The sequence below is a fragment of the Variovorax sp. OK605 genome, assembly GCF_900115445.1.
GTDB lineage: Bacteria > Pseudomonadota > Gammaproteobacteria > Burkholderiales > Burkholderiaceae_C > Variovorax.
The window spans coordinates 591,619-614,477 of record NZ_FOWL01000003.1; the positions used below are offsets into that span (position 1 = coordinate 591,619).

A 22,859-nucleotide genomic window follows, 5' to 3' on the forward strand; every position below is an offset into this window, starting at 1 on the left:
GTTGTCTCGTTGTTCTTGCGGGGGCTCAGAGCCCCAGGTAGGCGCGCCGCAGTTCGTCGCTGCCCAGCAGCGCGTCGGGCTTGCCCGAGAAGCGCACGCTGCCGTTCTCCAGCACGTAGGCGCGGTCGGCGATCTCCAGAGACTGGCCCACGTTCTGCTCGACCAGCAGCACCGCGAGGCCGCCGTCGCGCAGCTCGCGGATGAGCGTGAACATCTCCTCCACCAGCAGCGGCGAGAGGCCCAGCGACGGCTCGTCGAGGATCAGCAGCACGGGCTCGGCCATGAGCCCGCGCGCGATGGCCAGCATCTGCTGCTCGCCGCCGCTCATGGTGCCGGCGTGCTGCGCCATGCGCTCGCGCAGCCGCGGGAAGATGTGGAACATCTTCTCGACGTTGGCCGCGCGCCGCTCGCGGGCGCGGGTGAAGGAGCCGAGCTCCAGGTTCTCGAGCACGCTCAGGTTGGGGAACACCTTGCGGCCTTCGGGCACCTGGATCAGGCCGGCCTTGACCACGTCGCGGTAGTGCGCGCCGGTCAGGTCCTTGCCGTCGAAGCGCACGCTGCCGCGCCACGTGGGCGTGAGGCCGCAGACCATCTTGTTGAGCGTCGACTTGCCCGCGCCGTTGCTGCCGAGCAGCGCGACCATCTCGCCGGCGTTCACCTGCAGGTCGACGCCGCGCAGCACTTCCACGCGGCCGTAGCCGCCGCGCAGGCCTTGAATGTCCAGCAGTGCGCTCATGCCGAGGCTCCCACGTTGCCGGCCGCGGCCTTGCGCAAGCGCGCCGCCGTGCCGTGGCCCAGGTAGGCCTCGACGACGCGGTCGTCGGAGGTCACCTGCGCCGGGTTGCCCTGTGCAATCAGCTGGCCCTGCGCCAGCACCCACACGTGCTCGGCCAGGTTCATCACGGCCTGCATCACGTGTTCGATCATCAGCACGGTCACGCCGCTGTCGGCGATGCCGCGCACCACCGGCATCATCTCGGCGATCTCCTGCGGGTTGAGGCCTGCGAGCACTTCGTCGAGCAGCAGCAGGCGGGGCCGCGTGGCGAGCGCGCGGGCGAGTTCGAGGCGCTTGCGGCCGGCCACGGTGAGGTCGGAGGCGGGCTTGTCGAGTTGCGGCGCCAGGCCCACGCGCTGCGCCACGGCCTCGGCGCTGGCCAGGGTCTCGGCGCGGTTGCGCACATGCAGGTGCGCGCCCACGGCGATGTTCTCGCGCACGGTCTGCGCGGCGAAGGGCTTCACGATCTGGAAGGTGCGCGTCATGCCAAGCACGGCGTTGCGGTGCGGCTCGCGCCCGGTGATGTCCTGGTCGGCGAAGCGCACCGTGCCGGCATCGGGCTTGAGGAAGCCCGACATCAGCGCGAACAGCGTGGTCTTGCCCGCGCCGTTGGGGCCGATCAGCGCGGTGAGGCTGCCCTCCTTCACGGCCAGGCTCACGTTCTGCACGGCCTTCAGGCCGCCGAAGGAGCGCGAGATGCCGTCGAGTGTCAGAAGAGGCTCAGTCATTCTTGGCTCCCTTCGCGTTCCACAGTTGCCGCACGGAGAGCCCCAGGCCCGCGACGCCGCGCGGCAGGAAGATCACGATGAGCACGAGCACCGTGCCGTAGATGACCATGTTGATGCCCGGCAGCTCGCCGAACAGGTTGCGCGTGAAGTCCGACAGCAGGTGCAGCACCGCCGCGCCCAGCACCGGGCCCCACAGCGTGCCCATGCCGCCCACGATGGCCGCGACCAGCGCCTCCACCGAGGTGACCGAGCCGTAGGCGATGCCCGCGTCGATGTACTGGAACACCTGCACGTAGAACGCACCGGCCGCGCCCATGAAGGCCGCCGACAGGCCGATGGCCGCGAGCTTGACGCGGAACGGGTTCACGCCCACGGCGCGCGCGGCGTCCTCGTTGTCGCGCACGGCCTGCAGGTAGGCGCCGAAGCGGCCGTTGCGCAGCCACCAGGTCACGAGCAGCGCCACCACGACCATCGCCAGCACGACCCACAGGTAGCCGGCGCGCGAGGCGAACTGCATGTTGCCCACCGATTCGCGCAGCGGCACCATCAGGCCCACGCCGCCGCCCGTGAAGGGCACCGAGGTCGCGACGATGCGGAACACCTCCGCGAAGGCCAGCGTGACGAGCGCGAAGTACGAACCCTTGAGGCCGTAGCGGAAGGTGAGCGCGCCGACGAAAAGGCCCACCACCGCGCTGCCGGCGATGGCCAGCGGCAGCGCCACCCAGGCGTTGATGCCGCCCTGCAATTGCGCGATGGCCTGGATGTAGGCGCCGGTGCCGAAGAACAGCGCATGCCCGAAAGAGAACTGCCCGCCGAAGCCGCCGAGGATGTTCCAGGCCTGCGCGATGAGCGTGGCGTACAGCGCCATCATCACGAAGTTGAGCATCACGCCCGACTGGGTCATGAACGGCACGCAGCCGATGGCGACCGCGAAGAGCGCAATGCCCGCAAGTTGCTTCATGCCCGCGTTCATGCTTTCGCTCCGAACATGCCCTGCGGGCGGAACAGCACGACGCCGATGAAGATCGCGAAGATGCCCAACTGGCCGAGCGACTCGCCCAGGTACAGGCCGCCGATCGACTCCACCACCCCGATCAGGAAGCCGCCGATGAGTGCGCCCACGAAGCTGCCCATGCCGCCCAGCACCACGATGGTGAAGGCCACCAGCACGAAGCCGCCGCCCACCTGCGGGTTGACGTAGTACGCGGGCAGCAGGAAGCAGGCCGCCGCGCCCAGGCACGCCAGGCCGATGCCGAAGCTCATGGCGTACACATGGTCCACGTCGATGCCCATGAGCTTGGCGCCCTCCTTCTCCTTGGCCACCGCGCGGATGGCGCGGCCCAGGTCGGTGCGGCCCATGATCCAGAACAGCACGCCCGACACCACCAGCGCACCGGCGAAGGCAACGAGCTTGGGCACCGCGATCATGGCCGGGCCGATGGCCACGGTGCTCAGCGAGTAGGCGGTGTCGATGCTGCGCGTGTCCGACTTGAAGAACAGCAGCGCCAGGTTCTCCATGACGATGGCGATGCCCAGCGTGGCCAGCAGGATGTTCTCGTCCTTGCCGTGGCCGGCCTTGTTGATGACGATGCGCTGCAGCGCGTAGCCGAGCGCGAACATGCCGACGATGGCGATGGGCAGCGCCAGGTACGGGTCGATGCCGAAGCGTTCCTTGAGGAAGTACACGGCGTACAGCGCCAGCATCAGGCTGGCGCCGTGGGCGAAGTTGATGATGTGCAGCACGCCGTAGATCAGCGTGAGGCCCACGGCGATCAGCGCGTACACGGCGCCTGTCGTCAGGCCGTTGAGCACCGACGGAAAGAGGATGTTGATGTCTGGCATGGGCTGGCGGGTGCTGGGCTGCTTGTCTCTTCGTGCATGTTCTTCAGGGGCGTGCGACTCCACCGGACTCCGGGCAGGCTCGGAATCCGTCGAAGCGCTTCATGGGTGTTGCCTTGTTGCGGCCTGGCGGCTTGGTGGCCCGGCTTCAGGCCTTGAGCGGGAAGACCGGGTCGACCTCGCGGTAGTCGCGCGGAATGATCACCTTGATGTCGTTCTTCACCACCTGCGTCATGAGCGGCTGCGCGCCCTCGTTCTGGCCGTTGACGAACCTGGTGGGGCCGTACGGCATGATGTGATTGGAGAAGGTGCTCTTCTCCAGCGCGTCGATGATGGCGGCACGCTCGGTGGACTTGGCGCGCTCGATGGCATCGGCCAGCAGCCACATCGAGGTGTAGGTCATGAAGACCTCGTAGCTGAAGAACTGGCCCTTGGCCTCCACGCGCTTGCGCAGTTCCTGCGAGCGCTTGTCCTTCGGGTTGAACCAGTGGTTGCAGTCGATGATGCCGTTGGCCGCGTCCGGAAATTCCTTCACGAACTTGTAGCTCGACGCGGCGCCGCCCAGCACCGAGAAGATGGCCTTGGGCACCACCTTCTGCTGCTGCATGGTGCGCACCAGCAGCGCGTACTCGTTGTAGTAGTTGGCGGGAATCACGATGTCGGGGTTGACCGACTTCATGCGCAGCACGATGTTGTTGAAGTCACGCGTGGGGTTGGCGTGCTTCACCACCTCTTTCACGTCGAAGCCGTAGCCCGGCAGCTCGCGCGAGAGCAGCTGCGCGGTGCCGGCGCCGAAGAGCGACTCCTCGTGGATGATCATCACGGTCTTGGCGGGGCTGCCCGCGGCCTTGTTGAGCACCAGCAGGTTGGCCATGGCCACCTCGGTCGACTTCTTGTAGCCGGGGCCGAAGCGGAAGGTGTTCTTCAGGCCGCGCTCGACGATCTGGTCGGCCACGCCCACGTCGACCACGTGCGGCAGGTTGTACTTGGCCGCGGCCTGCGTGGTGGCCAGGCAGATGGCCGAGGCGAACGCGCCCACGATGGCCGACACGCCGGCCTCGTTCATCTTCTCGACCTCGGCCGCGCCGGCCTGCGGCTGCGATTGCGCGTCGCCCAGCAGGGCCTCGAGCTTCGCGCCGCCCAGCGACTTGATGCCGCCGGCCGCGTTGATGTCCTCGATGGCCATCAGCGCGCCGAGGCGGCATTGCTGGCCCGAGTAGGCCAGGGCCCCGGTGACCGGGTGCAGCACGCCGACCTTGACGGTCTTGGGCTGTGCGCCGGCCACGAGCGGGAAGGCGACGGCGGTGGCCAGGGCGGCGGACTGCGACACGAAACGGCGGCGGTTCTGCATGGGGCTTTCCTTTTTTTCTCTTCAGTTGAACTGGGCTGACACGTCTTTGCTGACCCACACCTTGGCGTCGATGCTGCCCACGCGGGAGAGCTGCATTTCGTAGGTGTAGCGGTCGGGGCGGTAGAAGCCGTGCAGCCACTGCACGGGCCGCTCGTCTTCGTCGTAGATCAGGCGGCGCACCGCGAGCAGGGCCGAGCCGACGGACACGTCCAGGTGCTGTGCAAGCACGTTGTCGGCCAGCCGCGCGGAGATGGTCTGGTGCGCGCGCCCCACCTTGACGCCCGACTCCTCGAGCAGCACCAGGATGGGCTTCTTCGACAGCTCGCGGCGGCCGAAGCGGCGCGCGATGGTGTCGGGCACGTAGGTGGTGATGTGCGAGAGCGGGCCTTCCTTGGTGGAACGCACGCGCACGGCCTTCTGCACCGCATCGCCGAGCTTGAGCTCCAGCGCCTCGGCCACCTGGGTGGAGGCGGTGATGGTCGCCACCTCGATCACCTTGACCGAGGTGTGCAGGCCCATGGTGACCAGGTTCTCGAGCAGGCCGCGCAGGTTGGCGCGTTCCATGCTTTTGGTGCCGGGGCCCTCGCCGCTCACGGGCGGCGGCAGTGCGCGCGTGCGGCGGCCGGGGTTGCGCTCGATCAGGCCTTCGGACGCCAGCTGTTCCAGCGCGCGCCGCACGGTGACGCGCGCCACGCTGAACTGCGCCATCAGCGCGAGTTCGCCGGGCAGTCCTTCCGCGAAACGGCCTTCGTGCAGTTGCTCACGCAGCACCAGATAGATCTGGTGGTATTTCGGCAAAGGCATTTGCGACATGCCTTCGATGGTTTTGCAGTTTCAATGTTCTGTCAATGGGACATTTAAAACCGCGGGCGCATGCCGCGCTGCCAGGCACCGGGTGTAAACCCGAAGTGGCGCGCGAAGATGCGCGTCATGTGGCTCTGGTCGGCGAAGCCGCTGGCGGCGGCCGCATCGGCGAGGCCGGCGCCGCGGCGGATCAGCGCGCGGGCGCGTTCGGCGCGCTGCAGCAGCAGCCACGCGTGGGGCGGCACGCCGTAGGCTTTCTCGAAGCGGCGCAGCGCCTGGTACTTGCTGAGGCCGGCCATGGCGGCGAGCTCGTCGAGCGTGGGCGCATCGAGCAGGTCGTCGGCCATGCGCTCGCGCAGCCGGCGCACGTCGCCACCGATCTCGCGCACCGGCGCTGCGGTCGAATGGCCTTCGAGCAGCAGGCCGCAGACCTCGGCCAGGGATTCTTCGCAGGCGAGCGCTTCGGCCCTTGCGGCTTCTCGCGAGGTGGCGGACACGGTGGCATGCCATGCGTCGAGGCGGGCGAACAACTCGCGCAGCGCGTGGCACAAGCGCGCGTCCCGCAGCACGGGACGCGTGAACTCGACGCTGTCGCCCGCCGTGCCGCCGCGCATGCTCGCCAGCACGGCCACGTCGAAATACACCATGCGCCAACGCCGCGACGGGCCACCCAGCGGGCGGCCGTCGTGCACTTCTGCAGGGTTGGTGGTGATCAGGTCACCCGCATAGGCATCGACCTTGCCCCGGCCGCTGGCCGAGCTTTGCGCGCCGTGCTCGAGCAGGCCGACGCCGTAGGTCGCATGCCAGTGCCGGCCGTAGTGGCGGGCACTGTCGATCGCGGTGCCGTGCACGCCCTCCCAGGGCGTGCCGAACACGTGCGATCGATGGTCGTCCGGCGGCGCTTTCATCCGCCGGATGATCGCAGAGGATCAGAGCTTGAAGGGAACCACTTCCTGGCGTTGCTCGCCCAGGCCTTCGATGCCCAGCGTCATGACATCGCCCTTCTTCAGGAACAGCGGCGGCTTCATGCCCATGCCCACGCCCGGCGGGGTGCCGGTGGTGATGACGTCACCGGGCATCAGCGTCATGAACTGACTCACGTAGCTCACGATCTTGGCCACGCTGAAGATCATGGTCTTGGTGCTGCCGGTCTGCACGCGCTGGCCGTTCAGGTCGAGCCACATCGCGAGCTTCTGCGGGTTTTCGATCTCGTCGCGCGTCACCAGCCAGGGGCCCAGCGGGCCGAAGGTGTCGCAGCCCTTGCCCTTGTCCCAGGTGCCGCCGCGCTCGATCTGGTACTCGCGCTCGCTGATGTCGTTGATGGTGCAGTAGCCGGCCACGTAGTCGAGCGCGCTCTTTTGCGACACGTAGCGTGCGCGCGTGCCGATGACCACGCCCAGCTCGACCTCCCAGTCGGACTTGACCGAACCCTTGGGCAGCATCACCGGGTCGTTCGGGCCCTGGATGCAGCTGTTGGCCTTCATGAAGACCACGGGTTCCTTGGGCACCGGCAGGCCGGACTCGGCCGCGTGGTCCGCGTAGTTCAGGCCGATGGCGATGAACTTGCCGACGTTGGCCACCGGGCTGCCCAGGCGCGGCTTGCCCTTGACCAGCGGCAGCTTGTCGAGCTTGGTCTTGCGCAGCTTGGCGATGGCGGCGTCGCCCAGCTGGTCGGGACCGATGTCCTTGACGATGGCGCTCAGGTCGCGCAGCTTGCCGTCGTTGTCGATGAGGCCGGGCTTTTCCTTGCCGGGGTTGCCGTAGCGGACGAGTTTCATGCTTTCCTTTCAGTGCATTGAATTGGTTTAGTACGTGGAGCGACCGCCGGAGAGGTCGAAGACCGCACCGGTAGAGAACGAACAATCTTCGGTGCAGAGCCAGCCCACCATGGCGGCCACCTCTTCCACCGTGCCGAAGCGGCCCATGGGAATCTTCGAGAGCATGAAGGCGATGTGATCGGGCGTCATCTGGTCGAAGATGGCCGTCTTCACCGCCGCGGGCGTCACGCAGTTCACGCGGATGCCGGTGTCGGCCAGCTCCTTGCCCAGCGATTTGGTGAGGCCGATGACGGCCGCCTTGCTCGCGCTGTAGGCGCTGGCGTTGGGGTTGCCCTCTTTCCCCGCGACCGAGGCGATGTTGACGATGCGGCCGTACCCGCCATGCCCGCGGTCGCCCTGCTTGCGCATCTGCGCCACCACCTCGCGGCAGCACAGGAACACGCCGTTGATGTTGACGTCCATCACCTGGCGCCAGTCGTCCACCGGGTAGTCCCACAGTTTGGTGTTGGGGCCGGTGATGCCGGCGCTGTTGACCAGCGCGTCGATGCGCGGTGCATGCGCCAGCGTGGCGGCCACCGCCTCGGCAACCGAGGGCTGCTGCGACACATCGACCTTCAGCGCGAAGGCCTTGTCGCCCAGCGACTGCGCGGCCTTGACGGCCGCTTCCTCGTCGCGGTCCCACAGCGTGACGCTGCCGCCCGAGGCCACGAGCCGCTGCGCAATGCCGAAGCCCAGCCCCGTGGCGCCACCGGTGACGACCGCATGGCGCCCACTGAAGTCGAGCTGGTTCATATGGTGATGCCGCCGTCGACCGTGAAGGCCTGGCCGGTGGCGAAGACCGATTCGTCGCTGGCCAGGAACACCACCACCGGCGCGATCTCCTCGGCCTGCGCGAGCCGGCCCATGGGCTGGCGCGCGATGAAGGCCTGGCGCGCGGCGTCGGGGTCGGCGTTGGCGTTGATGCGGTCGCCCAGCGAGGGCGTGTCGACGGTGCCGGGGCACACCGCGTTGCAGCGGATGCCGCGGGCCACGTAGTCGGCCGCCACGCTCTTCGTGAGGCCGAGCACGGCCGCCTTGGTGGTGCCGTAGACGAAGCGGTTGGGCAGGCCCTTCATGCTGGAGCACACGCTCGCCATGTTGATGATGCTGCCGCGCCCGGCCGCCAGCATGCCGGGCAGCACGGCCTGGATGGTCCACATCTGCGCGCGCACGTTGAGGCTGAAGGCGAACAGCAGGTCGTCGTCGCTGGCCTGCTCGATGGTGCCGTTGTGCACCACGCCCGCGCAGTTGAAAAGAATGTCGAGCGCGGGCAGTTGGGCCACCAGCGCGCCGATGGCGGCCTTGTCGAGCACGTCGAGCTTGAGCGCGGTGACGTTGGGCATGCCGTCGTAGCGCGCGAGCAGCTTCTCGTTGACGTCGGTGGCCCACACATGCGCGCCCTCGGCGGCCATGGCGAGCACGCTGGCGTGGCCGATGCCCTGCCCTGCGGCGGTGACCAGTGCGGTCTTTCCCTTCAATCTCATCGGGGGTCTCCTCGGAATTCCTCGGGTTAGGCCCGATGGTGGCGCGGGCGGTGTGTCGTATTCTGAATTGGCCTTACCACTTGTCCAATTCAGGACAACCCTTAAGCCTGCGCACTCCTCGCAACCGCCAGCCGCCCTTTTTCAGCCGTGCCGATCCAGACCCTCGAACCCCAGCGCCTCTACCGCCAGATTGCCGAGCAGCTGCGCGTGCTCATCGGCAAGGGCGAGTTCGCGGTGGGCGCGCGCATTCCCGCCGAGCGCGACCTGGCCAAGCAGCTGGGCGTGAGCCGGCCGTCGGTGCGCGAGGCGCTGATCGCGCTGGAGGTCGAGGGCTGGGTGGAGATCCGCACCGGCTCGGGCGTGTACGTGCTCGACCGCTCGCACCGCACCGCACCGCCCGTAACACCCGCAACATCCGCGACGTCCGCGACATCCGCCAACGGGGCGGGCGCCGAATGGGGTCCGCTGGAGATCATTCGCGCGCGCCGGCTGGTCGAAGGCGAGACCGCCGCCACCGCCGCGCAGCACGGCAAGCGCAAGGACGTGGACGCCATGCGCCGCGCGATCCGCATGATGCGCGAGCACGCCGCGCGCAACGAGGTGCCGCACGAAGGCGACCGCGCCTTCCACCTGGCCGTCGTCAACGCCTGCGACAACGTGGTGCTGACCGAGACGGTGCAGGGCTTCTGGGAATCGCGGCAAGGGCCGATCTTCGCGCGGATGATCGATTACTTCGAGACCATGGACTCGTGGCAGGCCGCCATCGGCGAGCACGAAGCCATCCTCGACGCCATTGCCGCGCGCGACCCGGCGGCGGCGCGCGACGCCATGCACCAGCACATGGACAAGTTCCACCAGAGATTCAGCGCAAGCTGGCGCCGCACCAAGGCGGCTTGAAAAAGCCGCGCGCCCATTCGCTTCACATGCACACAAGTCAGCCTCAAAGCCAGCCTCATAGCCAGCCTCACAGCCAGCCAATCACCATGACGCCCTACATCCGACTCCACCCCGCCGACGACGTCGTCATCGCGCGCTCGCAACTGCTCGGCGGCACCGTCGTCGAGGACGTGGCCGTGCGCGGACTGATCCCGCCAGGCCACAAGATCGCGATGCGCGCCATCGCGCAGGGCGAGCCGGTGCGCCGCTACAACCAGATCATCGGCTTCGCGAGCAAGCCCATCGCCGCGGGCGAGCACGTGCACACGCAGAACCTGAACATGGGCCCGGACAAGGGCGACTTCGAGCGCGACTACGCCTTCGGCGCCGACGTGAAGCCCGCGCCCGCCAAGCGCGAGGCCACCTTCATGGGCATCCGGCGCGCCGACGGCCGCGTGGCCACGCGCAACTACATCGGCGTGCTGACCAGCGTGAACTGCTCGGCCACCGCCGCGCGCGCCATTGCCGACCACTTCTCGCGCAAGACCAACCCGCAGGCGCTGGCCGACTACCCGAACGTCGACGGCATCGTGGCGCTCACGCACGGCACGGGCTGCGGCATGGACACCGAGGGCATGGGCATGCAGATCCTGGAGCGCACGCTCACGGGCTATGCCACGCACCCGAACTTCGCGGGCGTGCTGGTGGTGGGCCTGGGCTGCGAGGCCAACCAGATCAACGCCTGGCTCGCGACCGGCCACCTGGCCGAGGGCGAGAACTTCCGCACCTTCAACATCCAGGACACGGGCGGCACGCGCAAGACGGTGGACAAGGGCGTGGCGCTCATCAACGAGATGCTGCCGCGCGCCAACGCGGTGAAGCGCGAGCCCTGCAGCGCGGCGCACATCACCATCGGGCTGCAGTGCGGCGGCTCCGACGGCTACTCGGGCATCAGCGCCAATCCGGCACTGGGCGCGGCGGTCGACCTGCTGGTGGCGCACGGGGGCACGGCGATCCTGAGCGAAACGCCCGAGGTGTACGGCGCGGAGCACCTGCTGACGCGCCGCGCGGTGAAGCGCGAGGTGGGCCAGAAGCTGGTGGACCGCATCAAGTGGTGGGAGCATTACACCGAGATCAACCAGGGCGAGATGAACAACAACCCCTCGCCGGGCAACAAGGCGGGCGGCCTCACCACCATCCTTGAAAAGTCGTTGGGTGCGGTGGCCAAGGGCGGCACCAGCAACCTGGAGGCGGTGTACGAATACGCGGAGCCCGTCACCGCGCACGGCTTCGTCTACATGGACACGCCGGGCTACGACCCGGTGAGCGCCACGGGCCAGGTGGCCGGCGGCGCCAACCTGATCTGCTTCACCACGGGGCGCGGCTCGGCCTACGGCTGCGCGCCCTCGCCCTCGCTCAAGCTCGCGACCAACTCGGCGCTGTGGCAGCGGCAGGAAGAAGACATGGACATCAACTGCGGCGAGATCGTGGACGGCACGGCGTCGATCCAGGAGATGGGCCAGCGCATCTTCGAGCTGGTGCTGGCCACGGCGTCGGGCGCGCATTCGAAGAGCGAGCAGCACGGCTACGGCCAGAACGAGTTCGTGCCCTGGCAGGTCGGCGCGGTGATGTAACCCCAACCCTCAAGGACCCGCATGAGCTCCCTCCCCTTCGGTTTCCTGGAAGGCACCGGCTTCGAGCACCTGGACCCGCGCTTCAAGCGCTGCATTCCCGGTCCCGAGCGCGTGCAGCGCCTGTGGACCGGCGCGCGCTGGTGCGAGGGCCCGGCGTGGTTCGGCGCGCACCGCACGCTGGTGTGGTCGGACATTCCGAACAACCGCATGCTGCGCTACGACGAGGTGAACGGCACGGTCGGCGTGTTCCGCGAGCCGGCCGACAACACCAACGGCCACACGGTCGACCGCGAGGGCCGGCTCGTGAGCTGCGAGCACCTCACGCGCCGCGTGACGCGCACCGGGCACGACGGCACGGTCACCGTGCTGGCCTCGCACTGGCAGGGCAAGCGGCTGAACTCGCCGAACGACGTGGTGGTGCACTCGAACGGCGACGTGTGGTTCACCGACCCGAGCTACGGCATCCTGTCGGACTACGAAGGCCTGTGCGCCGACAGCGAGATCGGCGCCTGCCATGTCTACCGCGTCGATGCCGAGAGCGGCGAGGTCGTGCGCATGGCCGACGACTTCGTGAAGCCCAACGGGCTGGCGTTCTCGCCCGACGAGTCGCTGCTGTACATCGCCGACACCGGCGCGAGCCATGCGGCGGACGGGCCGCGGCACATCCGCAGGTTCAAGGTGGGCGCCGACGGCCGCAGCCTGAGCGGCGGCGAGGTGTTCGCCGAATGCACCAACGGGTTGTTCGACGGTTTCCGGCTCGACACCGAAGGCCGCATCTGGACCAGCGCCGCCGACGGCGTGCACGCCTACCACCCCGACGGCACGCTGCTGGGCAAGATCCTGGTGCCGGAGCGCGTGGCCAACGTGTGCTTCGGCGGGCCGAAGCGCAACCGTCTTTTCATCTGTGCGACGTCGTCGCTCTATGCCATCACCTTGAACGCGAAGGGAGTCTGATCCATGTCCAGAACACTGCCGGCCGACAGCCTGCAAACCAATGTCGCCCGCATCCTCGAAGCCGCGGGCAGCACGCCCGCCGAGGCGCAGCAGGTCGCGGCCAACCTCGTGCTGGCCAACCTCAGCGGCCACGATTCGCACGGCGTGGGCATGCTGCCGCGCTACATCGACGCCGTGGCCGAAGGCGGCCTGAAACCCAACGCCGCCGTGCGCGTGAACCTCGACATCGGCACGCTGATGGGCCTGGACGGCCAGCACGGCTACGGGCAGATCGTGGGCGTGCAGGCCATGGAGCTCGGCATTGCGCGCGCCAAGCAGCACGGCAGCTGCATCTTCACGCTCTCGCATGCGCACCACCTGGGACGCATCGGCCACTTCGCGGAAATGGCGACGGCGCAGGGGCTGGTGGCGATGCACTTCGTCAACGTGCTGTCGCGGCCGGTGGTCGCGCCCTGGGGCGGCGGCGACGGGCGCTTCGGCACCAACCCGTGCTGCATCGGCATCCCGCTGGCGGGCGCCGAGCCCTTCGTGCTCGACTACGCCACCAGCCGCGTGGCGCAGGGAAAGATGCGCGTGGCGCACAACAAGGGCGAGCGCGTGCCCGACGGCTACCTGATCGACGAGAACGGCGCCCCCACCAACGACCCGGGCGTGGTGGTGGTGCCCCAGGGCAACGGCCTCTTCGGCGCGCTCATGACCTTCGGCGAGCACAAGGGCTACGGCATGGCGGTGGCGTGCGAGCTGCTGGGCGGCGCGCTGACCGGCGGCGGCACCTGGCACCGGCCGGCGGACACGGCGCGCACCGTGCTCAACGGCATGCTGACCGTGCTGATCGACCCCGAGCGGCTGGGCACGCAGAAATCGTTCGACGAAGAAGCCCGGGAGTTCGTCGACTGGCTGCGCCAGAGCCCGCCCGGACAGGGCTTCGACGGCGTGCAGCTGGCGGGCGAGCCGGAGCGCAAGGCGCGCGCGGCACGGCGCATGGACGGGATCTGGGTGGACGACGCGACGTGGGGGGAGATTGTTGCGGCGGGGGGCAAGGTGGGGGTGCAGGTCACCGCCTGACCGGACGGACCCGCCGTACCTCAGCGCACCTCAGCGCACCACTGCGGTGGGCCGAACTGCCGGCCCGCTCAGGGCTGGCAGCGGCCGATGACCTTGCGGATGCCGTCGATGAACCGGTCCGCGTTCGCCCTGCCCGCGGGGTTGGACTTGAGGTAGCTGATGCGCAGCTTCACGAAGTTGTTGCGCACCACCGTCAGGTAGGTGTACGACGCCAGCTGGGCGCCGTCGAGCTCCATGTCGTAGCCCTTCCAGATGAACTGCGGGCCGCAACCGGCGAGGCTCGTGGTCTGGTCGGGCGTCGGCGGGACGCTGACCTTGCTCGCAAGGCCCGGCGCTTCCATCTGCTTCACCTCACCGATCACCTGCGCGAAATGCTTGCGCACGATGGCCGAATCGGTGCCTTCGGGAATGCTGCTCAGGCCACCCGTGTACACATACACGGTGCCCTGAACCGGGCCGGCGTGCAGGTAGCCGGTGGCGGCGCCCAGCGCCTTCTGCGAGAACGTCTCGCGGCGCTTGAACTGGAACCCGCCCACCTCGTCTGGAAAGGTCACGCCGATCGCATCTTCATAGGCAGCGGCCGACGCGAAGGGCGACAGGCACAGCAGTGCCAGGAGCAGGATCAGCGGGCGCACGAAGGTCCGACAGGGGTTTATGAGGAGTCGCCTCAGACGATCAGCGCGATCGTGGCCTCGAGGTGCTCCGACGGCGCGCGCCGGAAGCCCGAGCGCGCAAAGCGCTGCAGCTGTCCCACCACGAAGGCCGTGAGCGCCGCGGCGCGCACCTGGGCGTCGACGCTGGGGGTGGCCGAGCCTTCGGCGGCGGCGGCACCGCGCAGCACCTGGCGCAGGGTGGCTTCGATCTTGTCGAAGAACTGGTTCATGCGCTGTTGGAGACGCTCGTTCTCGTAGACCAGCGCGTCGCCCACCATGACGCGGGTCATGCCGGGATTGCGCTCCGCGAACTGGACCAGCAGCGTGAGGATCCTGGCGGCCTGCTGGGCGCCGGTGGTGCCCTCGCGCTCGAGGATCTGGTTGACCAGCGTGAAGACGCTCTGCTCGATGAAATCGATCAGGCCCTCGAACATCTGGGCCTTGCTGGCGAAGTGGCGGTACAGGGCCGCCTCGCTCACCTCGAGCCGGGCGGCCAGGGCCGCCGTGGTCACCCGCTCGGCGCCGGGCTGTTCGAGCATGGCGGCCAGCGCCTGCAGGATCTGCACGCGCCGCTCACCCGGCTTCGGGCGCTTTCGCACCGGGGGGGTGAGCGTGTCCGCGGGGGTCTCTACGCCGGAAGCACTGGTCGTCTCTTCGTTCTGCATGGGAGCGCGTGCAAAGATGTAATCAATTGATTCTCGCACAGGGCAGTGAGCGCGCGCCTCCTACCTGACCACGCTGGTCAGCGAGCCCGGATCATCGTCCCGTAAGCCTGGTCGGTCAGGATCTCGAGCAGCATCGCGTGCGGCACCCGGCCGTCGATGATGTGCACCGCGTTGACGCCGCTCTTGGCCGCGTCCAGCGCGCCTTCGATCTTGGGCAGCATGCCGCCCGAGATGGTGCCGTCGGCGAACAGCTCGTCGATCTCGCGCGCGCTCAGGTCGGTGAGCAGGTTGCCGTTCTTGTCGAGCACGCCGGGCGTGTTGGTCAGCAGCATGAGCTTCTCGGCCTTGAGCACGGTCGCGAGCTTGCCGGCCACCACGTCGGCGTTGATGTTGTAGCTCTCGTTGTCCTCGCCGAAGCCGATGGGGCTGACCACGGGAATGAAGGCGTCGTCCTGCAGCGCCTTGACCACGCTGGGGTCGATGGACACGATGTCGCCGACCTGGCCTACGTCGTGCTGCAGGTTGGGGTCTGCGCGGTCGGCCAGCTTGAGCTTCTGCGCGCGAATGAGGCCGCCGTCGCGCCCCGTGAGGCCCACGGCCTTGCCGCCGGCCTGGTTGATCAGGCCCACGATGTCCTGCTGCACCTCGCCGGCCAGCACCCATTCGACGACTTCCATGGTCTCGGCGTCGGTCACGCGCATGCCCTGGATGAAGCTGCCCTTCTTGCCCAGGCGGTTCAGCGCGGCCTCGATCTGCGGGCCGCCGCCGTGCACCACCACCGGGTTCATGCCGACCAGCTTCAGCAGCACCACGTCTTCGGCGAAGTCGGCTTGCAGGGCCGGGTCGGTCATGGCGTTGCCGCCGTACTTGATGACGATGGTCTTGCCGTGGAACTTGCGGATGTACGGCAGCGCCTGGGCCAGGATCTCGGCCTTGTCGCGCGGAGGAATGTTGAGGACGGGGTCGGTCATGGGCGGTCAGGCTCCAAAGCGGTGAACGGAAAGGCGAAATTCTCGCAAAGATGCGCGGTCAGGGGCGCAGCCAGCGCGGGACCTTGAAGCGCACGATCATCAGGTAGGCGCCCACGTAGGTCGTGACGAACAGAAGACAGAAGAACATCAGCACGATGGTGTTGTTCCAGAACAGCACGGCCGGCACCACCGACAGCGCCGCGAACATCCACAGGTAGGGCGAGGTGCGGTTGTTGCGCGCCAGCAGCTGGCGGGCCTCGTCGTCGGCCAGCGCCACGCGCACGATGCGCCGGAAGATCAGTTGGTGAAAATGCAGCGCGTCGGCCGTGCCGGGCGACTGCCCGCGCGCCAGCTTGCGGTAGATGGAGAACAGCGTCTCCCACACCGGGTAGATCAGCAGCAGCATCGGGAACCAGGGCGAGACCACGCGGTGGCGCTGCACCAGCGTGACCACGGCCACCGCGATCACCATGCCCCACACGTAGGCGCCGCCGTCGCCGGCGAAGATCTTGCCGCGCGGGTAGTTCCACACCAGGAAACCGAAGGTGGCGCCGACCAGGCAGACCATCATGGCCGCCAGTTGCCGGTCGCCCACCTGCAGCGCCACATGCGAGATGGCCAGGCAGACCAGCACCGCGACCGTGCCCGCCAGGCCGTTGTAGCCGTCGATGATGTTGAAGGCGTGCGGCAGGCCGCCGATGGCCAGCGCAGCGAACAGCACGGTGGCGAAAGGAATCGCCACCAGCCAGCCGTCGACCATCTCGAAGCCGGTGCGCGACACGCCCAGCCCCAGCAGCCAGCACACCAGCAGCGCCGAGCCGATGGTCAGGCCGAGGCGGTAGCGCACCTTCACGCGCTGCGTGACGTCTTCGACGATGCCGCCCAGCACGGCCGGTGCGATGCACAGCAGCGTCAGCATGGAGGTCGTCACGGGCCAGGAGACGTTGAACGGGTCGGTGCCGGTGATGCCGGCGGCCAGCCAGGCCACCCCCATGCCCAGCAGGATGCCCGCACCGCCCAGGCGTGGCACGTGGCCCTTGTGGAAGCGTTGAGGCATGTCTGCGCCGTAGACACGGGCATGCCTGCGCGCGCGGCGCATGAACACCTGGACCGAGAAGGCGGCGACGAAGAAACTGATGACGATCAGAGCAATCATGTGTGGGGGTTCGGGAACCCTAGAATTCCCGAGCGAAATTAGACCATGCCCACGCCTGCCTCCTCCCCCTCCCTTCCGTTTGCCCCGATCACCATTTCAATCGTGAGCCACGGCCAGCTCGCGCTGGTGCTGCCGCTGCTCGAGCAGCTGGACCGGCACAGCCGCGCCGTCACCGCCAAGGTCGTGCTGACGCTGAACATTCCGGAGCCCGACCTGCTCACGGGCCGGACCTGGGGCTTCGAGGTGGAGCGGATCGAGAACGCGAGCCCCAAGGGCTTCGGCGCCAATCACAACCAGGCCTTCGAACGTTGCGGCACGCCGTGGTTCCTGGTGCTGAACCCGGACATCCGCTTCGACAGCGACGTGCTGACGCCGCTGCTCGCGCAGGCCGCCGCCGACGCCGGGCTGCTGACGCCGCGCATCCTGGAGCCCGGCAAGGCCGAGCCGGAGCCGCACCGGGCGCTGCTCACGCCGCTCGAGATCGTCGGACGAAAGAAGCCCGGCTACGTGCGCCCGCGGGTGCCGGCGTGGATTCCGGGGCTGTTCATGCTGTTTCGCAGCGAGGCCTACCGGCAGGTCGGCGGCTTCGACGAGCGCTTCTTCATGTACGGGGAAGATTTCGACATCTGCGCGCGCACCGGGCTCGCGGGCTGGAGGCTGCAGGTCGGCGAGGACCTGGTCGCCCGGCACGACGCGCAGCGCGAGAGCCACCGCAGCAGGAAGTACCTGTACTGGCACGTGACCAGCCTGCTGAAGGTGTGGCTCTCAGGGTCGTTCTGGCGCTATCGGCGCCGCTACCAGCGCCTTTGAACACTAGCCGCGCTCGAGCAGGTCCTGCGCGATGGCGTGCCCGCCGCGGCCGAAGCGCGCATAGCGGCCGCGCGCCGCCTCGAGCAGGATCGGCAGCAACCGCAGCGGACGCGCCGCCGGGAGTTCCGCGCGGAACCTCTGGTGCGCGACCTTGGCGCGCTGCGCCTCGAGGTAACGGCCAGGCACCCGATCGCCGCCGAGTTGCTGCAGGCGCTGCAGCAGCGCCTCGGCCCGGCGCAGCCGCGCCACGTGCTTGTCGCCGCGCTCGGCAAAGGCCTTGGCGACCTTCTCGGACAGGCTGAGCCGCCGCGCGCCGATCTGGTTGCTGGCGTGCTGGCGGTAGTCGATGGTCGGCTCGGGCAGCACGTCCATGCGCCCGATGGCCGCGGCCACCGCGGCCAGCCACTCGTCGTGCACCCACTCGGGCGCGAACGGCAGCGCCGTGTCGAGCAGCGATCTGCGAAACACCGTGGTGGCCCCCGTCACGAGGTTGCGGCGCAGCAGGACGCCGAAGGCCTCGCCCTGCCCGATGGCCGAGAGTTCGGCGGGCTGCACTTCCAGCGCGTGGAAGAGCGTGGAACCCAGGGGCTTCAGGTCACCGTCGACCAGGCGTGCGTCGGTGTGCAGCAGCAGCAACTCGGGGCGCGCCTCGAACTGCGCCACCATGCGCGCGAGCCGGCCGGGGTGCCAGACGTCGTCCTGGTCGCACAGGGCGATGAGCTCATGGCGGCAGGCCCGCACGGCCTGCTCGAAATTGCGCGTGACGCCCAGTGGCGGCAGGTTGCTGAACACTCGCAATTCGATCCGGTCCGCCATGCCGCATTGCGCAAGGGTGTCGCGCACGACGGCCAGGGTGTCGTCGGTGGAGCCGTCGTCGGACAGCACGATCTCGCGCGGCAAGGGCGTCTGCGCGCAGATGCTGCGGACCTGCTCGGGGAGGTAGCGCGCGCCGTTGCGGGTGCACAGGGCGACGGAAACGTCGAGGGTCATCAGACAGGCGGCAGGCGCGGGGGCCAGGCGTAGCTGAAGTCCTCGCGGGCGAGCATGAGGTTGGGGCTGTAGGCGGGGTCGTTCTGGAGGAGGTTGCCCCAGCGCTGGTGCATGTAGGCGGACTCTTCCTGGAACTGCGCCTGCCTTTTCGGCGACATGTTCTTGGAGCGCGTTGCGGACTCGTAGTGAAAGAGCTCCGCGTAGGGCGTCCAGACATTGCGCAAGCCCGCTTCGCGCAGCCGGAGGCAGAAGTCGATGTCGTTGAAGGACTCCTTCAGGTGTACTTCATCGAGCCCCTCCACCGCCAGGTAATGGCGCTTCTGGATCACCAGGCAGGCGGCCGTGACAGCGGAGAACGACTGGATCAATGCGGCGCGGCCGCCGTAGCCCTCTCGCCCGACCGGCATGCCGCGGTGCGCATGCGCCGCGATGCCACCGATGCCCAGGATCACGCCCGCGTGCTGGAGCGTCTTGTTCGGGTACCAGAGCCGCGCGCCCACCGCGCCCACGCCCGGCTGCACGGCCAGGCTCACCATTTCGCTGAGCCAGTCCGGGGTAATGACTTCAATGTCGTTGTTGACCAGTGCCAGGATCTCGCCATTGGCCGAGGGAACCGCACCGTTGTTCAGCGCTGAATAATTGAAATCACGATCGTCGCGCAGCACGCGGACGTTCGGCTTCTGGACTGCAATTTGCTTGAACCACGCCAGCGTCGCCGGATCGTCGGAGCCGTTGTCGACGATGATGATTTCGTAGTTCGAATAAGTGGTCTTGGCCAGGATCGAATCGACGCACTGGCGCGTGAGCTGCAGCGCATTGCGCGTGGGGATGATGATCGATACCAGAGGTAAAACCTCGGGCAGCGCGTAACGCACGCGGTAGCCGAAGTCGAGGTGCTCGGCCGTGGCACGCACACCCGTGCGCTGAAAGTGCTCGTTCAACGCGCGCTCGCCTGCAATGGCCGCGTAGGGCTTGGCATTCATCGAGCGCGCCGTGCTGTCGACATGAACGCGCCAGTGGTACAGCACGCGCGGAATGTGATGTACCTGCGAGGGATCGATGCGTTCAATGCAGCGCAACACAAGATCCCAGTCCTGCGAGCCTTCCATGCCCACCCTAAAGCCGCCGACCGACCGCATCAGCTCGGTCGACAGCACACCCAGGTGGCTGAACATGTTCTGCGAGCGGAAGAGATCGACGTTCCAATCGGGCTTGAAGTACGGTCCGAACCGGAAGCCGGTTTCATCGGCCTTGTCTTCGTCCGAATAGATCAGCTTCGCGTCGGGGTTCTTGGCGATGCAGTCCGCCACCCAGAACAACGCGTCGGCGGGCAGCAGGTCGTCGTGGTCCATGAGTGCGACCCAAGGGCCCGACACCAGTTCCAGCGCACTGTTGGACGCCGCGGAGATGTGCCCGTTCTTCGGGCGGAAGACGACCTTGATGCGGGTGTCGCTCTCGCTGTACGACTTGAGGATCGCGCGCACCTCGGCCGACGGCGACGCATCGTCCGCAATGCAGAGCTCCCAGTTCGGGTATATCTGCGCGCGGACCGACTCGATGGCCTCGCGCAGCCAACCGGGGTTGGGGTTGTACGTGGGCATGACGACCGAGATCAGCGGCACGTCTTTCATGCCGGACACGCGTTGCGCGATCTTTTCGCGAATCTCCGGAGTCAACGTGTCGTAGCGGCGCACCCAGGTCGAATAGTTGTTGTAGCCGCCAATACGGCGCCCCATTTCCCAACGGATGCCCGGCCAGCCCGACTTCTTGAACATCCGCCACGCCCGCTGGACACGCCCGGTCAGTCCGGGACCTCGCGCGAAGGAGGCCAAAGCAAGGAGAAACCGATAGACAGCGTGCATAGATTGCAGACCCGCAAGACGGGCAGAACGAAACTTTTGAGGCGGGGAAACGAACAGACAGCGGCAATGCGTGGACATGGCGCCCGGGCGATTATCTTCGCACCCGTCATGAACCGGCCCGCGGGATGCCGCCAGCCAAAGATGCGGCACCGGTCCGGTGCAGGGGCTGCCCGTAAAATTGCCCGGTTAACAAGCAAAGGAAAACAATGAGGTTGCTCTCAGTGGTGCTCTCGGGAGGCGCCGGCTCCAGGCTGTGGCCTGCTTCGCGCCAGGCTTTTCCCAAGCCATTCATGAAGATCGGCGACTCCACGTTGCTCCAGCAAGCGATCGAACGCGGTCAAGCCTGCGGCACGGGCGACCTGATGGTCGTGACGAACAAGGATCATCTGTTCCTGACCCGCGAGGTTCTCCAGCAGATGTCCGATCCACCGGTCACCTCGCTCCTGCTTGAACCCAAGGGCCGCAATACCGGCCCCGCCATCGCCCTGGCTGCGCTGCAGTGCGCACGTGAGTTCAGCGGCGACACGGTGATGCTGGTTCTTTCGGCGGACCATCTCGTGCCGGACGTGCATGCGTTCGTGGCCAGCGCAAGTGAAGCGTTCCGCCTGGCTCAGAACGGCAACCTCGTGGTATTCGGCGTGAGCCCGACCAGTCCTGACACAGGATTCGGCTACATCGAAGTCGAACATGTCTCGCGCGAGAGCCAGGGCGTCAAGCGCTTCGTCGAGAAGCCCGACCTCGAAACCGCCCAGAGCTATCTTGCAACAGGTCGTTACTACTGGAACAGCGGCATGTTCGCCTTCACCGCGGACGCCATCATTGCGGCGCTCGAAGCGCATGCGCCGGAAGTCATCCGGGCTGCAAGGGCCGCACTGACTACTTCCAAGGCTGCCGGAGACTGCGTCAATTTCGACTTGCATACCTTCGGCCTGCAACCGGACATCAGCATCGACTATGCGGTGATGGAGCGTGCGTCCAACGTCCATGTGGTGCCAGCCAAGTTCAGCTGGAGCGATGTGGGCTCATGGCCCGCCGTGTCCAACGCGCTGATTCCAGACGCCAGCGGCAACACGCTGCCCGAAGATGTGGTGGCGATCGACACGACTGGCACGCACGTGCAGGTCGAGAGTTTCGGTCCCAAAGTGGTCGCCACCGTCGGCGTGCACGACCTGGTCATCGTCGACACACCGGACGCACTGCTGGTGCTTCACAAGGACAGCGCGCAGAAGGTGAAGCAAGTGGTCAACGCGCTCAAGGCTCGAAAGCACGATACGGTTCATCAGCCCACGCTGGTTCACCGCCCCTGGGGCACGTACACTTCGCTGAAGCAGGGAGAAGGCTACAAGGTCAAGCGCATCACGGTCAGGCCCGGCGAAGCGCTCTCCCTGCAGTACCACCACGAACGTGCCGAGCACTGGGTGGTGGTACAGGGCCAAGGCATGGTGCAGATCGGGGAGGTCGAATACGAGACGTTCCCCGGACAGTACCGCTACATTCCTTTGAAAGAAAAGCACCGTCTCACCAATACGGGCGAAGAAGAGCTCGTGCTCATCGAAGTCCAGTGCGGCGGCTATCTCGGCGAGGACGATATCGTTCGCCTCGCGGACACTTACGGGCGTACATGAGCCAAGTCCATTCCAACCTACATCGAAGCGCCTTGTCCGACTGGTGGCAAGGCACGCGCCGCACAGACATCTGGCTGACCCTCGCATGGTTCGACATCGTGCTGCGCTATCGGCGCTCGATGCTCGGGCCCCTGTGGCTCACCCTGAGCATGGGCGTGATGATCGCCGGCATGGGGCCGTTGTACAGCTCGCTGTTCGGCACAGAACTCTCGCGGTTCTTTCCGCACCTGGCGCTTGGCATCATCTTCTGGGCGCTCTTCTCCAGCATCGTGACCGATGCGTGCAACGCGTTCGTGGGATCGTCCAACTACCTGAAGCAGGGCTACTTTCCCATCAGCCTGTTCGTCTGGCGCAGCCTGGCACGCAACCTGATCCAGTTCGCCCACCAGATCGTGCTCTACATCCCGGTCGCGATCTGGGCCGGCATATCGCTGTCGTGGTCCGCGCTGCTCATCCTGCCGGCCCTGGTCGTCCTGGTCATCAACGCGCATGCACTCGGGTTGTTGCTGGGCCTGATCTGCACGCGCTACCGCGACGTCACGCAAATCGTGACCAGCGTGATGCAGATGCTGATGTTCCTGACCCCCGTGTTCTGGCTGCCCGAGAGCCTTCCGGGTCGTGCCAAGTACGTCCTCTGGAACCCGTTCGCGCAGATGCTCGACCTGCTTCGCACGCCGCTGATGGGTGGCGTCGCACACGTGCACAGCTGGATCGGCATCCTGGTCTGGACCGTGTTGTGCCTGGTGATCGCCACCTTCCTGTTCTCGAAGTACCGCCGCCGCGTCGTTTACTGGCTCTGA

Annotated in this window: 23 protein-coding genes; 7 read left to right on the forward strand and 16 right to left on the reverse strand. The window is 67.4% G+C overall.

Annotation, left to right across the window (positions count from 1 at the left end; genetic code table 11):
- Nucleotides 1-25: 25 nt before the first annotated feature.
- From BM013_RS10975 to BM013_RS11020, 10 genes are all read right to left on the reverse strand, one after another.
- Nucleotides 26-736 carry an ABC transporter ATP-binding protein gene (locus BM013_RS10975; protein WP_093126455.1) on the reverse strand — a complete coding sequence of 237 codons (711 nt, stop codon included), beginning with the start codon at nt 734-736 and terminating at the stop codon, nt 26-28.
- Nucleotides 733-1,503 (reverse strand): ABC transporter ATP-binding protein, encoded by a 771-nt coding sequence (locus tag BM013_RS10980; RefSeq protein ID WP_093126458.1) that lies wholly within the window; start codon nt 1,501-1,503, stop codon nt 733-735. Before BM013_RS10980 ends, BM013_RS10975 begins: the two co-directional genes overlap by 4 nt.
- Nucleotides 1,496-2,476 (reverse strand): branched-chain amino acid ABC transporter permease, encoded by a 981-nt coding sequence (locus BM013_RS10985; RefSeq protein ID WP_177225454.1) that lies wholly within the window; start codon nt 2,474-2,476, stop codon nt 1,496-1,498. The genes BM013_RS10980 and BM013_RS10985 overlap by 8 nt, the downstream gene beginning before the upstream one ends.
- Nucleotides 2,473-3,345, reverse strand: a complete 873-nt coding sequence (locus BM013_RS10990) for a branched-chain amino acid ABC transporter permease (RefSeq protein ID WP_093126463.1) — start codon at nt 3,343-3,345, stop codon at nt 2,473-2,475. Before BM013_RS10990 ends, BM013_RS10985 begins: the two co-directional genes overlap by 4 nt.
- 145 nt (nt 3,346-3,490) lie before the next feature.
- On the reverse strand, nt 3,491-4,693 hold the full coding sequence (locus BM013_RS10995; protein ID WP_093126466.1) for an ABC transporter substrate-binding protein: 1,203 nt from the start codon (nt 4,691-4,693) through the stop codon (nt 3,491-3,493).
- Between the two features lie 21 nt (nt 4,694-4,714).
- A complete protein-coding gene (locus BM013_RS11000; protein WP_093126845.1) occupies nt 4,715-5,497 on the reverse strand; it encodes a GntR family transcriptional regulator in 783 nt (260 codons plus the stop codon).
- A gap of 53 nt (nt 5,498-5,550) precedes the next feature.
- Nucleotides 5,551-6,405 (reverse strand): AraC family transcriptional regulator, encoded by an 855-nt coding sequence (locus tag BM013_RS11005; RefSeq protein WP_093126468.1) that lies wholly within the window; start codon nt 6,403-6,405, stop codon nt 5,551-5,553.
- Between the two features lie 21 nt (nt 6,406-6,426).
- Complete coding sequence (locus BM013_RS11010) at nt 6,427-7,275, reverse strand: fumarylacetoacetate hydrolase family protein (protein ID WP_093126471.1); 849 nt, start codon at nt 7,273-7,275, stop codon at nt 6,427-6,429.
- A 27-nt stretch (nt 7,276-7,302) separates the two neighbouring features.
- On the reverse strand, nt 7,303-8,067 hold the full coding sequence (locus BM013_RS11015; RefSeq protein ID WP_093126473.1) for an SDR family NAD(P)-dependent oxidoreductase: 765 nt from the start codon (nt 8,065-8,067) through the stop codon (nt 7,303-7,305).
- Nucleotides 8,064-8,798, reverse strand: coding sequence for an SDR family oxidoreductase (locus BM013_RS11020; RefSeq protein WP_093126475.1), 735 nt, complete (start codon nt 8,796-8,798; stop codon nt 8,064-8,066). Before BM013_RS11020 ends, BM013_RS11015 begins: the two co-directional genes overlap by 4 nt.
- Before the next feature lie 147 nt (nt 8,799-8,945).
- Here BM013_RS11020 and BM013_RS11025 point away from each other — a divergent pair, with 147 nt between their 5' ends.
- The 4 genes from BM013_RS11025 to BM013_RS11040 all read left to right on the forward strand — a co-directional run bounded on the left by BM013_RS11025 (nt 8,946) and on the right by BM013_RS11040 (nt 13,327).
- A complete protein-coding gene (locus tag BM013_RS11025) occupies nt 8,946-9,695 on the forward strand; it encodes a FadR/GntR family transcriptional regulator (RefSeq protein WP_093126477.1) in 750 nt (249 codons plus the stop codon).
- 86 nt (nt 9,696-9,781) lie between these two features.
- Nucleotides 9,782-11,308 (forward strand): UxaA family hydrolase, encoded by a 1,527-nt coding sequence (locus BM013_RS11030; RefSeq protein WP_093126478.1) that lies wholly within the window; start codon nt 9,782-9,784, stop codon nt 11,306-11,308.
- 21 nt (nt 11,309-11,329) lie between these two features.
- A complete protein-coding gene (locus BM013_RS11035) occupies nt 11,330-12,262 on the forward strand; it encodes an SMP-30/gluconolactonase/LRE family protein (protein WP_093126480.1) in 933 nt (310 codons plus the stop codon).
- A gap of 3 nt (nt 12,263-12,265) precedes the next feature.
- The gene (locus tag BM013_RS11040; RefSeq protein WP_093126482.1) at nt 12,266-13,327 is read left to right on the forward strand and encodes a malate/lactate/ureidoglycolate dehydrogenase; all 1,062 of its coding nucleotides are present in this window, start codon (nt 12,266-12,268) and stop codon (nt 13,325-13,327) included.
- A 68-nt stretch (nt 13,328-13,395) separates the two neighbouring features.
- On the opposite strand, the gene BM013_RS11045 is transcribed toward BM013_RS11040, so the two are convergent.
- From BM013_RS11045 to BM013_RS11060, 4 genes are all read right to left on the reverse strand, one after another.
- Nucleotides 13,396-13,962, reverse strand: a complete 567-nt coding sequence (locus tag BM013_RS11045) for a hypothetical protein (protein WP_093126485.1) — start codon at nt 13,960-13,962, stop codon at nt 13,396-13,398.
- Nucleotides 13,963-13,994: 32 nt separating this feature from the next.
- On the reverse strand, nt 13,995-14,645 hold the full coding sequence (slmA, locus tag BM013_RS11050; RefSeq protein WP_093126487.1) for a nucleoid occlusion factor SlmA: 651 nt from the start codon (nt 14,643-14,645) through the stop codon (nt 13,995-13,997).
- Nucleotides 14,646-14,722: 77 nt separating this feature from the next.
- Nucleotides 14,723-15,616, reverse strand: coding sequence for an acetylglutamate kinase (gene argB / locus BM013_RS11055; RefSeq protein WP_093126490.1), 894 nt, complete (start codon nt 15,614-15,616; stop codon nt 14,723-14,725).
- A 58-nt stretch (nt 15,617-15,674) separates the two neighbouring features.
- Nucleotides 15,675-16,772 carry a glycosyltransferase family 4 protein gene (locus BM013_RS11060; protein WP_093126492.1) on the reverse strand — a complete coding sequence of 366 codons (1,098 nt, stop codon included), beginning with the start codon at nt 16,770-16,772 and terminating at the stop codon, nt 15,675-15,677.
- A 45-nt stretch (nt 16,773-16,817) separates the two neighbouring features.
- Here BM013_RS11060 and BM013_RS11065 point away from each other — a divergent pair, with 45 nt between their 5' ends.
- On the forward strand, nt 16,818-17,582 hold the full coding sequence (locus BM013_RS11065; protein WP_093126495.1) for a glycosyltransferase family 2 protein: 765 nt from the start codon (nt 16,818-16,820) through the stop codon (nt 17,580-17,582).
- Between the two features lie 3 nt (nt 17,583-17,585).
- Here BM013_RS11065 and BM013_RS11070 read toward each other — a convergent pair whose 3' ends face one another.
- Together BM013_RS11070 and BM013_RS11075 are read right to left on the reverse strand one after the other, a co-directional pair.
- Nucleotides 17,586-18,572 (reverse strand): glycosyltransferase family 2 protein, encoded by a 987-nt coding sequence (locus BM013_RS11070; protein WP_093126498.1) that lies wholly within the window; start codon nt 18,570-18,572, stop codon nt 17,586-17,588.
- Nucleotides 18,572-20,434 (reverse strand): glycosyltransferase family 2 protein, encoded by a 1,863-nt coding sequence (locus BM013_RS11075; protein ID WP_093126500.1) that lies wholly within the window; start codon nt 20,432-20,434, stop codon nt 18,572-18,574. Before BM013_RS11075 ends, BM013_RS11070 begins: the two co-directional genes overlap by 1 nt.
- 206 nt (nt 20,435-20,640) lie before the next feature.
- Here BM013_RS11075 and BM013_RS11080 point away from each other — a divergent pair, with 206 nt between their 5' ends.
- Both BM013_RS11080 and BM013_RS11085 read left to right on the forward strand, forming a co-directional pair.
- Nucleotides 20,641-22,059 carry a mannose-1-phosphate guanylyltransferase/mannose-6-phosphate isomerase gene (locus BM013_RS11080; RefSeq protein WP_093126503.1) on the forward strand — a complete coding sequence of 473 codons (1,419 nt, stop codon included), beginning with the start codon at nt 20,641-20,643 and terminating at the stop codon, nt 22,057-22,059.
- 32 nt (nt 22,060-22,091) lie between these two features.
- Nucleotides 22,092-22,859: an ABC transporter permease gene (locus BM013_RS11085; protein WP_256221453.1), complete on the forward strand. Its 768-nt coding sequence runs from the start codon at nt 22,092-22,094 to the stop codon at nt 22,857-22,859.

Coding starts and splice junctions, on each gene's coding strand:
- BM013_RS11035 (WP_093126480.1), top strand. CDS start 11,330: ATGAGCTCCCTCCCCTTCGGTTTCCTGGAAGGCACCGGCTTCGAGCAC.
- BM013_RS11040 (WP_093126482.1), top strand. CDS start 12,266: ATGTCCAGAACACTGCCGGCCGACAGCCTGCAAACCAATGTCGCCCGC.
- BM013_RS11015 (WP_093126473.1), bottom strand. CDS start 8,067: ATGAACCAGCTCGACTTCAGTGGGCGCCATGCGGTCGTCACCGGTGGC.
- BM013_RS11030 (WP_093126478.1), top strand. CDS start 9,782: ATGACGCCCTACATCCGACTCCACCCCGCCGACGACGTCGTCATCGCG.
- BM013_RS11070 (WP_093126498.1), bottom strand. CDS start 18,572: ATGACCCTCGACGTTTCCGTCGCCCTGTGCACCCGCAACGGCGCGCGC.
- BM013_RS10975 (WP_093126455.1), bottom strand. CDS start 736: ATGAGCGCACTGCTGGACATTCAAGGCCTGCGCGGCGGCTACGGCCGC.
- BM013_RS11020 (WP_093126475.1), bottom strand. CDS start 8,798: ATGAGATTGAAGGGAAAGACCGCACTGGTCACCGCCGCAGGGCAGGGC.
- argB (WP_093126490.1), bottom strand. CDS start 15,616: ATGACCGACCCCGTCCTCAACATTCCTCCGCGCGACAAGGCCGAGATC.
- BM013_RS11080 (WP_093126503.1), top strand. CDS start 20,641: ATGAGGTTGCTCTCAGTGGTGCTCTCGGGAGGCGCCGGCTCCAGGCTG.
- BM013_RS10995 (WP_093126466.1), bottom strand. CDS start 4,693: ATGCAGAACCGCCGCCGTTTCGTGTCGCAGTCCGCCGCCCTGGCCACC.
- BM013_RS10980 (WP_093126458.1), bottom strand. CDS start 1,503: ATGACTGAGCCTCTTCTGACACTCGACGGCATCTCGCGCTCCTTCGGC.
- slmA (WP_093126487.1), bottom strand. CDS start 14,645: ATGCAGAACGAAGAGACGACCAGTGCTTCCGGCGTAGAGACCCCCGCG.
- BM013_RS11060 (WP_093126492.1), bottom strand. CDS start 16,772: ATGATTGCTCTGATCGTCATCAGTTTCTTCGTCGCCGCCTTCTCGGTC.
- BM013_RS11005 (WP_093126468.1), bottom strand. CDS start 6,405: ATGAAAGCGCCGCCGGACGACCATCGATCGCACGTGTTCGGCACGCCC.
- BM013_RS10990 (WP_093126463.1), bottom strand. CDS start 3,345: ATGCCAGACATCAACATCCTCTTTCCGTCGGTGCTCAACGGCCTGACG.
- BM013_RS11075 (WP_093126500.1), bottom strand. CDS start 20,434: ATGCACGCTGTCTATCGGTTTCTCCTTGCTTTGGCCTCCTTCGCGCGA.
- BM013_RS11065 (WP_093126495.1), top strand. CDS start 16,818: ATGCCCACGCCTGCCTCCTCCCCCTCCCTTCCGTTTGCCCCGATCACC.
- BM013_RS11010 (WP_093126471.1), bottom strand. CDS start 7,275: ATGAAACTCGTCCGCTACGGCAACCCCGGCAAGGAAAAGCCCGGCCTC.
- BM013_RS10985 (WP_177225454.1), bottom strand. CDS start 2,476: ATGAACGCGGGCATGAAGCAACTTGCGGGCATTGCGCTCTTCGCGGTC.
- BM013_RS11000 (WP_093126845.1), bottom strand. CDS start 5,497: ATGCCTTTGCCGAAATACCACCAGATCTATCTGGTGCTGCGTGAGCAA.